Annotated in this window: 13 protein-coding genes; 3 read left to right on the top strand and 10 right to left on the bottom strand. The window is 59.6% G+C overall.

Translation table 11 applies throughout. The features are described 5' to 3' along the window. Positions 1 to 10: 10 nt before the first annotated feature. Together AC5FXY_RS15685 and AC5FXY_RS15690 are read right to left on the bottom strand one after the other, a co-directional pair. A complete protein-coding gene (locus tag AC5FXY_RS15685) occupies positions 11 to 1,075 on the bottom strand; it encodes a 2Fe-2S iron-sulfur cluster-binding protein (protein WP_493557645.1) in 1,065 nt (354 codons plus the stop codon). 313 nt (positions 1,076 to 1,388) lie between these two features. Continuing rightward, positions 1,389 to 2,381 carry an aldo/keto reductase gene (locus AC5FXY_RS15690; protein ID WP_493557646.1) on the bottom strand — a complete coding sequence of 331 codons (993 nt, stop codon included), beginning with the start codon at positions 2,379 to 2,381 and terminating at the stop codon, positions 1,389 to 1,391. 270 nt (positions 2,382 to 2,651) lie between these two features. On the opposite strand from AC5FXY_RS15690, the gene AC5FXY_RS15695 reads away from it, so the two are divergent. Beyond that, entirely contained in the window at positions 2,652 to 3,245 is a 594-nt protein-coding gene (locus AC5FXY_RS15695; RefSeq protein WP_493557647.1) for a DsbA family oxidoreductase, read from the top strand. A 131-nt stretch (positions 3,246 to 3,376) separates the two neighbouring features. Here AC5FXY_RS15695 and AC5FXY_RS15700 read toward each other — a convergent pair whose 3' ends face one another. Further along, positions 3,377 to 4,711 carry a Gfo/Idh/MocA family protein gene (locus AC5FXY_RS15700; RefSeq protein ID WP_493557648.1) on the bottom strand — a complete coding sequence of 445 codons (1,335 nt, stop codon included), beginning with the start codon at positions 4,709 to 4,711 and terminating at the stop codon, positions 3,377 to 3,379. 620 nt (positions 4,712 to 5,331) lie between these two features. Between AC5FXY_RS15700 and AC5FXY_RS15705 the strand changes: the two genes are divergently transcribed. Then, a complete protein-coding gene (locus AC5FXY_RS15705; protein ID WP_493557649.1) occupies positions 5,332 to 5,787 on the top strand; it encodes a DUF2141 domain-containing protein in 456 nt (151 codons plus the stop codon). Positions 5,788 to 5,915: 128 nt separating this feature from the next. On the opposite strand, the gene AC5FXY_RS15710 is transcribed toward AC5FXY_RS15705, so the two are convergent. The 5 genes from AC5FXY_RS15710 to AC5FXY_RS15730 form a co-directional block, all read right to left on the bottom strand. Beyond that, positions 5,916 to 6,593, bottom strand: a complete 678-nt coding sequence (locus AC5FXY_RS15710; RefSeq protein ID WP_493557650.1) for a hypothetical protein — start codon at positions 6,591 to 6,593, stop codon at positions 5,916 to 5,918. Positions 6,594 to 6,647: 54 nt separating this feature from the next. Beyond that, a complete protein-coding gene (locus tag AC5FXY_RS15715) occupies positions 6,648 to 7,073 on the bottom strand; it encodes a hypothetical protein (RefSeq protein ID WP_493557651.1) in 426 nt (141 codons plus the stop codon). Positions 7,074 to 7,438: 365 nt separating this feature from the next. Further along, positions 7,439 to 8,605, bottom strand: a complete 1,167-nt coding sequence (locus tag AC5FXY_RS15720; protein WP_493557652.1) for a PAS domain-containing protein — start codon at positions 8,603 to 8,605, stop codon at positions 7,439 to 7,441. Between the two features lie 286 nt (positions 8,606 to 8,891). Further along, complete coding sequence (locus AC5FXY_RS15725) at positions 8,892 to 9,164, bottom strand: hypothetical protein (RefSeq protein ID WP_493557653.1); 273 nt, start codon at positions 9,162 to 9,164, stop codon at positions 8,892 to 8,894. A gap of 98 nt (positions 9,165 to 9,262) precedes the next feature. Beyond that, a complete protein-coding gene (locus AC5FXY_RS15730; protein WP_493557654.1) occupies positions 9,263 to 9,760 on the bottom strand; it encodes a YdeI/OmpD-associated family protein in 498 nt (165 codons plus the stop codon). A gap of 101 nt (positions 9,761 to 9,861) precedes the next feature. Here AC5FXY_RS15730 and AC5FXY_RS15735 point away from each other — a divergent pair, with 101 nt between their 5' ends. Further along, positions 9,862 to 10,554 (top strand): DsbA family oxidoreductase, encoded by a 693-nt coding sequence (locus tag AC5FXY_RS15735; RefSeq protein ID WP_493557655.1) that lies wholly within the window; start codon positions 9,862 to 9,864, stop codon positions 10,552 to 10,554. 160 nt (positions 10,555 to 10,714) lie between these two features. Here AC5FXY_RS15735 and AC5FXY_RS15740 read toward each other — a convergent pair whose 3' ends face one another. Together AC5FXY_RS15740 and AC5FXY_RS15745 are read right to left on the bottom strand one after the other, a co-directional pair. Beyond that, a complete protein-coding gene (locus tag AC5FXY_RS15740) occupies positions 10,715 to 11,323 on the bottom strand; it encodes a hypothetical protein (protein ID WP_493557656.1) in 609 nt (202 codons plus the stop codon). Between the two features lie 160 nt (positions 11,324 to 11,483). Then, positions 11,484 to 12,275 (bottom strand): DUF2490 domain-containing protein, encoded by a 792-nt coding sequence (locus AC5FXY_RS15745; protein ID WP_493557657.1) that lies wholly within the window; start codon positions 12,273 to 12,275, stop codon positions 11,484 to 11,486. Positions 12,276 to 12,373: the final 98 nt, after the last annotated feature.

Raw genomic sequence — 12,373 nt, forward strand, 5'->3', positions numbered from 1 at the left:
ACGGAGCGCATCACAGCTCCAACTGCACATCGCCGCCTACCGGGTAACCGGTGCAAGTGAGAACCAAGCCGCGCTGGGTTTCGCGGTCGGTCAGGACTTCGTTGTAGCTCATCCATACCTGCCCAACGTTGCAGCGGGCCACGCAGTTGCCGCAACGGCCCGCTTCGCAGCTGTACGGCAGGCGCAGGCCAGCGCGTTTGGCGGCTTGCAGGATGGTCTCGGGGTACTGTACCCGCAAGCTGTGTTCTTGGTTACGCCACCGAATGTGCACTTGGTGCTGTTCGGTGTCGGGCGGCGTGAGCGATGGGGCGGAGGCCGGCTCCGCGTTAAAGCTTTCCTTGCGGATGTTGTCGGCCGGCACATCCAGTTCGCGCAGCGCGTAGGTGCACATCCGCATGTAATTCAGGGGGCCGCACACGAAGGCCAGCAGCTGCGCAGGCGGTGCTGTGGCCAGGCGACGCACCAAGGCCTCAAGCAGCTCCTTGTGGAGGCGGGCGCGGGCTAAGTTGGGGTGGTTGCTGAATAGCCACTCGATGCGCAGTCGTTCCGGGTATTGGGCGGCTAGCTCGTGCAGGGCATCGTGAAAGATGGTGGTGGCGGGGCTGTGATTGGAGTACACCAGCACCGCATTGAGCGTGGGCTGAGTGACGAGCAGCGTTTTTAGCAGCGAAAAGATGGGCGTGATGCCACTGCCCGCCGCCAGCAGCCATACCTGCCGGTGCGCAGCGGCAGCGACGGGAAGTGTGAAAAAGCCCGCCGACCCTGTGGTCAGCAGGGTGTCGCCCACTTGCGCCCGGTCCACGAGCAGGCGCGAAAAGGTGCCGTTTTCGATGCGCTTTACCGTAATGGCCAGCGGCTCCATCAGCGCCGGCGAGGAGCTGATGGAGTAGGAGCGGCGCACTTCGCGACCATGCTGCTCGTGTACCAGCGTGAGGTACTGTCCCGCCTCGTAGACGATAGGCACGCCCTCGGCTGCTGACTGTAGGATGAGTGTGCGTGTGTCAGCCGTTTCGCTACGGATGGCCGCAATGGTCAGTGGCTGATAAGGCGCCTCGGTAACGGAATCGGAAGGCATGATGGGAAAGGGTAACGGCCGGTGCCAACAGGATGGCAAGATAGTACCGGGCCGATCTGAGCCGGGTAGATTAACTGCGTCCTCATGCAATAGCCGAAGCAAGTGCCACAGCAGCAACGCCCGGTAGCGCCGCAAAAAGCGGGACCACCGGGCGTTGGGTGTTGGGTTGTGAAAAAGGGGAACGGATGCCTGCTTACGCAAGCGGCCCGACAATAGTTGAGCCTGCTTCTGTTACCTTATTAATCACGTGTTAGCAGTGCTGTGAAGCAGCACCTCCATCGTCCGGGCGCGCATCGTTCGTGTCCGTTCTACGCTAGCCCAACTGAAGCTGGGTAAGCTGCTCATTGATAAAGCTGAGCTCTTCCGCCGAGAGTTGTATTTGGATGGCTTGCGCATTTTGCCGGGCCTGCTCGGCATTGCGGGCGCCTACCAGCGCTACCGTAATGCCCGGTTGCGCCAGAGTCCAGCGAATGACCAGCTGCCCTAATGTGGCATTTTTGCTTTCGGCTAGCGGCCGAAGCTGACCCAGAAAAGCATTGACGCGGCTAACGTTATCGGGCGTAAACAGCCGGTGCGTGGCGCGCAGGTCACCTTCGCCGAAGCTTTGCCCGGGCTTGATTTTGCCGGTGAGCAGGCCCAGCTGCAAGGGGCTGTACGCCAGAATGGCTTTGTGGTGCGCCAGGCAATAGGGCACTACGTCCTGTTCTATGTCGCGGCGCACCATGCTGTAAGGCACCTGGTTGGAGGCAAGGCGCAGCGTCTGCTCGGCTTCCTGCATCTGGGCCGCGGAATAGTTGCTCACACCGGCCGCCCGCACTTTGCCCTGCTCTATCAGCCGCGCCACTGCCTCCATCGTGTCGGCGATGGGCGTGGTCTCATCGGGCCAGTGAATCTGGTACAGGTCGATGTAATCGGTGCGCAGGCGCCGCAGCGAGTCTTCGCACTCTTTAATGATGCTCTCGGGACCGGCGTACTTGTACACGTCGATGGGCTGCCCGGCATTGTCCTGGCTGCGCATGGCCAAAGTCCCCTTATCCAAGTCCCAGCGCATGCCAAATTTGGTCATGATCTGCACCTTGTCGCGGGGCAAGGACTTTACGGCTTCGCCCACGATTTCTTCGCTGAGGCCCTGCCCGTAAATGGGGGCCGTATCGATGCTGGTCACGCCCAGATCATAGCTGGTGTGAATGGCGGCCACCGCATCGTTTTGCTCGGTGCCGCCCCACATCCAGCCGCCGGCTGCCCAGCTGCCAAAAGCAATAACCGAAGCCTGCAACCCAGACTCACCTAGTTGTTTGTATTCCATTCGGGTATCTGCGTAAAGGGTTCAAGCCGGTCGGGAGCCGGCATCCTATGTGTTACCATGCCATAGTAGGGAAGGTTGCGCTGGGTTTTCCCTAGGCTGCAATCACCATGATGCTACCAGCTTTAAAAGTTCAGCCCGCATGATAGTTAACGGCTGTCAGCTGCTGCCTGACTCGCGGTAACCTGTTACGCCGAGTTCGTGCTGGGCTGTAGTTGCCGAGCTATGTTTCCGGTGGCTGCGCATCGCCGTACAACCACTTTTGACTTGGCTATGGTCACGATTCGTGTTTTCTCTGATTACGTCTGCCCATACTGCTTTCTGGGCGAACAAGTGTTGCAGCGCGCCACTGCTGATAAGGAAGTCCGCATAGAATGGCTGCCCTTTGAGCTGCGGCCCGAGCCCACGCCCACGCTTCGGCCCGAGGGCGAATACCTCCAAACCACCTGGACGCAGTCGGTATACCCAATGGCGGAAGCGCTAGGTGTACCCATGGTGCTGCCGCGGGTGTCGCCACAACCTTATACACACTTGGCGTTCGAGGGCTTTCAATTTGCCGAGGAGCAAGGCCTGGGAGAGGCGTATACGCACCGCATGTTTACGGCTTTCTTTCAGGAAGAGCAGAACATCGGCGACGTGGAGGTACTGGTGAAGCTGGCCGAAGAAATAGGGCTCGATGGCGCTGCATTTCGCGAGGCTCTCGTCAGTCGCCGCTACCGCGAGCAGCACCAAGTGGCTTTACGGGAAGCTGCTCAGCTCGGCATACAAGCCGTGCCCAGCTTCATCATCGGCAACAAGCTGGTACGTGGCCTACCCCGTGCGCAAGACCTAACCCGGATTATCGAAGCGGAAAGCAGGCAGCCGTAGAGGAACCCCAGTCCAGTAAAGCGCAAAAAAATGGCGCGAGCTGTGCAGCTCGCGCCTATCCTGAAGTCCGCGGCGGGTCCATTCCCCTAGACCCTCGCCTCCCGGCAGCTTGGACATTCTCCCAACCCCTGCTATACCCGGGTGACTTGCGGCTTCAGTGATGTTAAGTTTTCTATGCGTACGGGCTTGCCCGTGTCGATGCTTTGGCGCGCCGCAATGCCCACCAGGATGGACATGGCGCCGTCGCGCACACCGGCAGCTTGCCGGTATGGATCCTGGCCATCGGGCGCGAAGATCTGCTTGCGCAGCCGCACGTCGCCGCCGCCGTGGCCGGGCTCGTTATTGGGCATGCGGATGATTTCGCGCTTGCCGAAGTTCGTGGTCAGTTGAATTTCGTCGAAGGGCTCTTCTTCCCAGGTCTGCTTTTCCTTGATCCAGGCTTCCATGCGGCCTTTGGTGCCGTTGAAAGCAATGCGGTAGCCTTCGTAGGGCGAGTACGTGGTGAGCGAGTAGCTTACCTGCACCTTGTTGGCGTACTTGATCTGCACGGCCATCTTATCGAAGATGTCGATGTCTTCGCGCCACACGCAGCCGTCGCGGTGGTAGCCGTCGTGGTGCTCGTTGGCGGCGTAGATTTTCATCAGCCGCTCGTCCTTGGTCATGTCCCAGTAAAAGGCGCACTTCTCCTTGTGGGGGCACGGGCGGCAGTGCGTGTGCCGGAAGGGGTTGTTTTTGCCGTAGTGCTCCAAGGAGCCGTACGCAAATACCTCCTCGGGCTCCGATTCCAGCCACCAGTTCAGCAGATCGAAATGGTGCGTAGACTTGTGCACCAGCAGCGAGCCGCTGTGCTCCCGCTTGCGGTGCCAGCGCCGGAAGTAATCGGCGCCGTGGTGCACATCGAGGTACCAGTGAAAATCGACCGACGTGACCTGCCCGATGGCGCCCGCCCGCAGCAGCTCGTACATCTTCTGGCGCTGCGGCGAGTAACGGTAGTTGAAGGTTACTTTCACCTTCTTGCCGGTGCGCTTTTCCGCGTCGATGATGGCCTGGGCCTTCTTCTCGTCGGTGGTCATCGGCTTCTCCGTCACAATGTCGGCACCATACTCCATGCCCTTCACGATTTGCTCGTGGTGCGTACCGTCGACGGTCGTCACGATGAGCAGATCGGGCTTCACCTGCTTCATCATCTTGTCGAAGTCGGTGAAGGTGGGGCACGTTACGCCCAGCATCTTTTTGCCGGTTTCCACGCGGCCGGGGTTGATGTCGCAGAGGCCTACGAACTCCACCCGGTCGCGGTGCTCCTTGAGTACATCCACGCCCCACATGCCCAGGCCGCGGTGGCCCGTGCCCACCATGGCTACACGCGTCTTCTTCGGACCCGCCAGCGTAGCCGCCAGCAGATCGGGAGTAAGAAGCGTGCCGGCTACTGCCGCACCCGTGGTCTGAATGAAAGTGCGCCGCTGCATGGCTCGTGGGAGGTGAAAGAAAGAGTTGCGCTCAGGTAACTGATTGTGAATGTGAGGCTGATACGGCGGAATGCTACCCCCGAGGGCTGACTTTTTTTGCGCAATCGTTATCGGGAACGTTGCCGGAAGCAGGCCTACGAACGCCCGTTAGCAGGCTTTGGGCAGGCCAATGGGTGCCTGAGCCGCCGCCAGCAAAGTGCCGTTGGCAGTAGCTGTCACGTTTGCCGAACCACAGCGGGGACCCGATAAAAGAGGTGAGAAAGCCGCCGCACCCGCGCGCAGTGCGGGGTGTGAAGCGGTAAGGCGACGGGCAGGTAGGCCTACTTGCGGCAGTAGTACCATCCGCGGGCCAAGCGGCCCGATGTGCGCGGCAGTCGCGTGATTGTCATAGGCGGAGGAAGGAGCCCAAAAGCTTATTTCAAGCAAAGTATTTTGCTCGTCAGTTGCAAATACCAATCTAGCCTTGGTAAAATATAATATTGGCTTCACCTGCGAGATGTGGCCGTAAAAAGTAACTACGCATGCCTTTTGCTTCGTAAGCAGACGGTTAGCCGCCTTCCTTGGCAGTTTTTCGCTAACTTGGGATTTACTGTATCTGACCTAGCGCCCGATTTTAGCCAATGACTCGCTTCCTACTTGTGTTTTGCGCCGCCCTCAGCACGGATCCGGCCGTGGCCCTGGGGCAGCCCGCTGCCGATGCCGGCAATCCGGTCACCTCGCCCGTTACCGTAGTAGTGTCTCGGCTGGCCTCCACGCAGTCGACCGTGAAGCTGTATTTCTACAACGTACGGGAGTCTTTTCTGAAGCCAAATCAGTACGCCTTCTTCAAGGTGGTGAAGCCCGATGGGCAGAACCGCATCACGCTTCCTGTGGATCTACCGCATGGCGACTGGGCCGTGGCCATCACGCAGGATACCAACAACAACGACAAGCTGGACAAGAACTTCATGGGCATCCCAACCGAGCCCTACGCCTTTTCCAACAACGTACGCCCGAAGCTGGCTCCGCCGGCTTTTGAGGAGTGCAAGTTCACCGTGAACGGCAGCGGTACGGTGGTAGCCATTCAGCTCAAATAAACTCTGCCCGCGCGGCTTGCGCCGTGGCTCACGTGCAAAAGGCCCTGACCAATACTGGTCAGGGCCTTTTGCATAACACGAACGACTGTTATTATACGCCAGGCTTCGCCACTCCGCGGCCTTTGCCGCTAGCGCTGGGCGGGTGAACGATAGGGCCAGGAGGGGGCGGCGCGTTTGGCCAGGTCCTTGGCCAAGTTGTGCGGTATCACGTTCGCCGTGCCGGTTTGTTCATGATCGAAGCGCCAGGCGAGCTGCCCGGTGCGGCCGTCGTAGATGGCCAGCCGCGTAATCAGCTGATTGGGCTCTATGGGCGTGCCCATGGGAGCGTCCAGCAACAGCAGTACCGCCAGGGCGCTGGGCATGGGCTGCACCACGCGCGTCTCGCCGGACAACAATGCATCAACGCGCAGAATACGTTGCAGCTCCTCGGTGCTGCGGTAGTTCAGGCTGTCGAACGGCACGCCAGCTTCGTTCAGGCGCTGGTTGGTTTCGGCAGCCGATAGGTACTGCACCGTGCCGGGCTCGCGCTGCAGCTGGCCTAGCAGCTCGCCCTGCAGCCCGTAAGCCAACTCCCGAATCTGAGCTTCCTGCTGCTGCTTAAACTCGGCCTCCGTTATACCCAAGTCGTCGTAGGTCAACTGGCTCAGCCACGGCCGCTCAATGCGGATGTAGAAGGGCAATACGGCCACGCTGCGGTGCGTGCCAAGCAGCGCGGGCACGTTGTCGCGCACGGCGTAAATCCGTTCCACACAGGCCGTGAGTAAGCTCGACAGCAATAGCAATACTAAAAAGGAAAAGCGACGCATAGCACCACAAAGGTAGATGCCCCGGGCGTGCAGCACCGCAACTACCGGCCGCATCTACAGATTTTGCCGTAGCCAGCGCTTGGCTTCTTCTGGGGTGGTGAACATGGCCGGCTCCAGGGTATAGTCTTCGCGGGACGTGGTATTGGCGATGTACACCTGCATGGCAATGCGCCCGAAAATGTTCTCGGAAGACACGATGCCGATCTGGCGAATGCCGGCCACGTAAGCGCGAGGATTCCAGTCGGTTTCCAGCCAGTATTGGTCGGCGGGCACCAAGGCGCTCATCTGGCGCGAGTCCATGAGCAGGGCCAGGGGCCAGGTGAGCTGGCTATTCTCCTGAAACTGCAGAAGCGCCCGATCCATCAGCGAGCGGAACTGCGTGCTGTTGGCAAAGCTATGCCAGCGCACGATCATGCACGGCACATCGGACGACATAAGCACGTCGCCGAAAGGCTCGGAAATGATCAATGTTTCGGGCATGGCACAACGGGGCGGAAGGTAAAGCTTTGCCATTAACGTGCAGTTGCCCGGTCGTGTTTTGTGCGGGCGGCAGCAAGCGGTATAGCGGATATAGCATTTTACCGGCTGAGGGCCTGACCATGAGCCTGAACAGCTGCCTTTAGGAATAGCTCAGAAAGAGGGCTTAAACCGCAGGGGAGGCCAATGCTTAGGTACATTAAGTCCCGAATCGGGCTGAAGGTGGCAGGTCGAAGCAGGTAGGGCGCTTGACCGGATTTAAATCAATATTCAGGCTATGCAATCCTAAAACTTAACAATAACATGTAAGCCGCTGGTGCCGCCGGCTACCAGGGCCAACGGATTTCTGCGGCTTGGCAGTACTGCAGTTAAGAAGTGGTGGGCGGCAACTGCCGTAGCTCCGTAATGTCGGTGTTGGTGCCGAACCAGTGCAGCGTGTTGCCTTCCGCATCTTGAATGGGCACAGCCTGGCTTAGAAACCAACGATACTCGCCCCCCTGGCTGCGCAGCGGGAAGACATCCTGCCACGGCTCCCCCAACTCGAGGCTGCGTGACCAATGGGCCAGCACCCGCTCTACGTGCTCGGGGTGGTGTACCTGCTGCCAGCCCCAGCCCCGCATCTGCTCCAGGGTAGTGCCGGTGTAGTCGTACCAGCGCTGGTTGTACCACAGGATATAGCCCGTGGGCGACGTCATCCAGGCTAGCTGTGGAATGGAGTTGGCAATGTTGCGGAACTGGGCTTCGCGGGCGCTAAGCTGCTGCTGCAGCTCGCGTTGTTCGTGAACATCGGTGCAGATACCAAACCACTTCATGATGTGGCCCTCGGCATCGTATAGGGCATGGGCACGGGCAGAGAACCAGCGGTACTCGCCAGTGTGGCTACGCAGCCTGAACTCCAGGGCGTAGGGCTGCCCCGATTGCAGGGAACGGTTCCAGCGTGCCAGGCAGTTGCTCAGATCATCGGGGTGAATGACAGGGCCCCAGCCCCATTCGAGGGCTTCGCTCATGCTCTGGCCGGTGTACTCCTGCCAGCGTTGGTTAAAGTATTCGGCCCCACCATCGGGCTTGGAAATCCAAAGGATGTCGGGTACGGTTTCGGTCAGAAACTCAAAATCCTGCTGGTGCTGCTGCGCAGAGGCGCGGGTGCGGTGGCGTTCGGTGATGTCGATGCAAAAGCCCTGGATGCGCTCCGGCATGGTGTGCGAAGCATCAAACTGCACACTGCCCACCGAGCGCAGCCAGCGCGTTTGGCCGTGGTAGCCCGGTTCCACCACGCGGTATTCGTTTTCGTAGCGGCCATTGCCGGCTGGGTCGGTAGCCCGAGCCAGGGCCTCGTGCACGCGCAGCCGGTCTTGCGGGTGCACAGAGGCCATCATTTCGTCAAAAGTAACCTCACCGTTCAGCGGCAGCCAGAACAGAGCCCGGCATTGATCCGACCAGACGAGCCGTCGCGAGGGCAGCAGCATTTCCCACACTCCGACGCCCGCCGCATCAAGGGCCGACTGTAATTGTTCGATGGGAAAGCGAGTGGGCATAGTAGATAACTAAGGGGAAAGGATGGCGACACTAAGTAAGGGTACGGCGGGGATAATGAGGAGTTCCACCCGCATCGATGCGCGCCGGCAATGCCGCTAAAGGAGCAAGGCTTATGATAACAAATAGATGTGCAGAAAAAGCCAACCGCCGAATAGACTGGCTTCCGCTGATATTTCCTAAAGCGTACTTCCGACTTATGTACTGACTCCGCCCAAGCTCTGCAGCTCTCCCAAGTACCCGAAGAAATAGCAGAGGCAGCTAGCTGGCAGCAGAAACAATAATCAGCTAAACCAAGGCTGGCTCACGGGTGGCCCGGCTCGGAACCGGCGACGGGTTAAAGGCCGGATGGTAGCCGTCGAGCAGTACTTTTTTCAGCCGGGGATTTACCGGGCGGGGCCGCATAGCCGGCGCTGGGCGCGGCTGGGTAACAACCGTAACGGGTGGGGGAGTGGGCGCATGGGGCAGCCCCGTAACAGCCCAGTTGTCGCGCTTCCAAACGCCTCCCCGAAACGAATACAAGCATAAAGTCAGCAGGGAAAACAGTAGCAGCTCGTTCATCGTCCAATCAGCACGTGGTAAGTCCGACCCTTTACCCGGCTTCCAGCTTAAAGGTTATGGATGAGCACGTGATGTTTTGGTTAAGAACCTGCTGAATATTAGCTCACTGCCTGGGGAGGGCGAAAAGGATTTCCGCCAGTGGCCAGCTGGTGCAGCATGTTCACCACGCGCTGCGCCCGGGTTTCGGGCCGCTTGGCCTGCTCGATGTAGTGCACCAGGTTGCGCTGCCGGCCGGGAGTAAGCCGCTGAAACGCCTCGGCCGCCTCGGGCCATTCGTCCAAACCTTCGGCCAGTTCCTGCGGCAGGTCTACCTGGTCGGGGTTGGGGTCGGGGGCAAGGCTCACGGCTACTTCCTCTCCTGAGCCTAGGTTCAGCTGCTTGCGCAGGGCTTTACTGACCATCAGGTACCGCTCGCCGGTGCGCATGGGTAGCAGGCCCCGGCGGATGCTGTGCCCGTTCAAGGTGCCCACCACTCGTTTGACGGCCTTGCCACCCAGGGCTTCCACTATTTCCTCGGGCACAATGAGGATGTGCATCGGCATAAAGCCCAAGCCGTTGGGCTCCAGGCGGGCCTGAAAGGTGTACGGAGTTTCCATAGAGCGGAAATTTAGGCCCAAAAGGCAGATGATCGAGCCTTGGCTACCGCCGTAAACTTTTCTGCCTGCTTTTAGCTTATTGCCCCCAAACCCTGCCAACCATGAAAATCGAAATCTGGTCCGATATCGTTTGTCCTTTCTGCTACATCGGTAAGCGCCGCCTGGAAGCTGCGCTGGCTGAGTTTCCGCACCGCGACACCGTGGAAGTGGTGTGGCACAGCTTTGAGCTCGATGCGGAGGCCAACCCCGAGCCCGGCGCCAATTTATACGAGCGGCTGGCCGCCAAATACAGTCAGCCCGTGAGCTGGGCTCGGCAAATGAGTGCCAACATGACCCAGATGGCCGCCGAGCTAGGCTTGCGCTTCGACTTCGACAAAGCCATTCCGGCCAATACTTTTAAGGCTCATCGGCTGGTGCACCTGGCTGCCGAACACGGCCAGCAGGATGCGGCCAAGGAGCGCCTGTTTAAGGCTTATTTGGAAGAAGGCGAGAACATCAACGACGATGCTACGCTGCTGCGCCTCGGCACTGAACTGGGCCTGGATGCCGCCGCCGTCAGCAGCACCCTGGCTTCCGATGCCTTCGCGCAGGCAGTACGCCACGACGAATACCAAGCCCGCCAGATCGGCGTGCGGGGCGTGCCCTATTTTGTGTTTGATGACAAGTATGCCGTGTCGGGTGCGCAGCCTACGGAGCTTTTTCGGGAAGTGCTGGATAAAGTGTGGGAAGAAGCCAACCCACTCGTGGATGCCGAACTAAATGGCCCGGCTTGCGGCCCTGATGGCAACTGCTAAGCTGCGGCGCTAAAAGCTTATAGAGGGACGTGATAAGTGAAGCTAGCTTTTGAATCAGACAACGTCCACCTCGGACCTACACTAGTTTGGTAGCACGTAGCTTCACAAAAAAGCCACTTCGTTTATCGAGGTGGCTTTTTTGTGAAGCTACGTGCCGAGCTTATTTCTTCTTGGCGGTAGACGCCGCAGCCTGAATAGGCGCGGCTTTCAGCTGCGTGCCGGCCGGCATGGGAATCTCGCGGGCCGTCTGGAAAGATTTTACCTCCGAGTCAGTTTCGTTGGTACGGCGCTGCAGAATGTTCAGGCGCCCTCCCGCCCCCGGCACGATGGCCAGGTCGTCGCCGGTGCCTGAATTGGGCTCGTAGCTCCGGAAGCCGATGAGCATATTGCTTGGGAAGCCTGCGCGCTTGGCTTTTTCCTCGTCTACCACATCAGGCTTGCCCAAAAAGCGGCCCAGGTCAATTTCCTTGGTTTCGCTGCCCTTAAGCACCAAAAAGGCAGTGGTTTTGGGCAGCATGGGGTCGGCATCCTCGCCGGTCACGGGCTTGAAGCGAAACGATGCCTGCAAGGTTTCGGCTGTAGCGGTGGCAGCGGGTGCATCGGGGGCCGGCGTGGCTACGCCGCTGGTGGCGTCGGCTGGAGCGGGCACCTCGGCGGCGGGTTGCTCGGTGGCAGTGGGCGCGTCGGCTTGTTCAGCGGCTGGCGGCGTCTGGTTGCAGCCCGCTAGCAGCAGGGCGGCTGCCAGCAAGGGGAGAGTAGAGAATTTCATGCGGTGGAGCGGTGAGAGAAGTCGATGAGGATTTTCGGCCAATAAGAATAAGCATAATTGCTCGGCTGCCGCTATGTAGCACCCATGCGGGGCTTACGGGCGCCCCAAAGCAGCAAGTCTAACTGGCAAGCGACCTGCGGAAAGCAGGCCACTTCCGGGCTTATTCGGCCTCCTTTTCTTTGCGGCGCAGGTCAGCGTTAAGTACCAGGCTTAGGATAAGGCCGTTGTTGTACTGGAACACGTTGCGGCCCTGCACCTCGCGGCCCAGCTGCACTAGCTGCTGCAGGTAGCCGCCTTCTACGCGCACCGTGGGGCTGAAACGGTGGCCCACCAGTACGCCCAAGCGGTTCTGGTCGAACACGTTCTCGTTTACATTGCGCCCGAAGCCGAGGAATACTTCATCGTACAGGGCCGCGTACCATTCGTGGTCGTCGAGGGTGGGGCCTTGCAGCGGTACTTGGGCGCGCACCATGTAGCGAAAACGATTCAGCAGGGCGTAGCGGTCGGGCCGTTGGCTTTCGGCGGCGTTGAACTGGCCCAGCCAACGCTGCTCCAGCCGGTAGCGGTGCAGCACATCCACGCGACCCACCTGCTGCGTAAGGTTCAGCTGCTCATAGAGACGGTGCTCCGGAAACTGCTTGCCCAGGCCGTTGAGCGGGTAGTCGCCGTAGTTAAACGTCTCGATCCAACCGTAGCCCACGTGCAGCAGCAGGTTAGGGGTAGCGTGAAAGTTGATACCGGTGCGAAGCAGGCTTTGCTGCCAGTTCTTGATCAGCTCCACGCGGCGCCACTGGTACTCGGTGTGCAGGCTCCACTTATCAGCAGCCCGAAAAGTACCCGTGTAGGTGTACCAGCCGATGGTGTTGTCGTCGCGCAGGCGGGTGTTCTGGGCGGAGGCAGGAGCTGCAAGCAGGCTTCCAGCTCCCAAAAGCAAGCTGAGGATGTACTTCATTTGACTGCAAAGCAAGCAAGAAGCACTGAAATTGGCGGGCAGCAGCAGCGAGGAAGGATGGCATGGTTGAGCTTGATTTTGAATATAATATATTGTTA

This window comes from Hymenobacter sp. FMD4 (assembly GCF_058932745.1).

Coding starts and splice junctions, on each gene's coding strand:
- AC5FXY_RS15685 (WP_493557645.1), bottom strand. CDS start 1,075: ATGCCTTCCGATTCCGTTACCGAGGCGCCTTATCAGCCACTGACCATT.
- AC5FXY_RS15720 (WP_493557652.1), bottom strand. CDS start 8,605: ATGCCCACTCGCTTTCCCATCGAACAATTACAGTCGGCCCTTGATGCG.
- AC5FXY_RS15695 (WP_493557647.1), top strand. CDS start 2,652: ATGGTCACGATTCGTGTTTTCTCTGATTACGTCTGCCCATACTGCTTT.
- AC5FXY_RS15725 (WP_493557653.1), bottom strand. CDS start 9,164: ATGAACGAGCTGCTACTGTTTTCCCTGCTGACTTTATGCTTGTATTCG.
- AC5FXY_RS15715 (WP_493557651.1), bottom strand. CDS start 7,073: ATGCCCGAAACATTGATCATTTCCGAGCCTTTCGGCGACGTGCTTATG.
- AC5FXY_RS15690 (WP_493557646.1), bottom strand. CDS start 2,381: ATGGAATACAAACAACTAGGTGAGTCTGGGTTGCAGGCTTCGGTTATT.
- AC5FXY_RS15735 (WP_493557655.1), top strand. CDS start 9,862: ATGAAAATCGAAATCTGGTCCGATATCGTTTGTCCTTTCTGCTACATC.
- AC5FXY_RS15705 (WP_493557649.1), top strand. CDS start 5,332: ATGACTCGCTTCCTACTTGTGTTTTGCGCCGCCCTCAGCACGGATCCG.
- AC5FXY_RS15710 (WP_493557650.1), bottom strand. CDS start 6,593: ATGCGTCGCTTTTCCTTTTTAGTATTGCTATTGCTGTCGAGCTTACTC.
- AC5FXY_RS15745 (WP_493557657.1), bottom strand. CDS start 12,275: ATGAAGTACATCCTCAGCTTGCTTTTGGGAGCTGGAAGCCTGCTTGCA.
- AC5FXY_RS15730 (WP_493557654.1), bottom strand. CDS start 9,760: ATGGAAACTCCGTACACCTTTCAGGCCCGCCTGGAGCCCAACGGCTTG.
- AC5FXY_RS15740 (WP_493557656.1), bottom strand. CDS start 11,323: ATGAAATTCTCTACTCTCCCCTTGCTGGCAGCCGCCCTGCTGCTAGCG.
- AC5FXY_RS15700 (WP_493557648.1), bottom strand. CDS start 4,711: ATGCAGCGGCGCACTTTCATTCAGACCACGGGTGCGGCAGTAGCCGGC.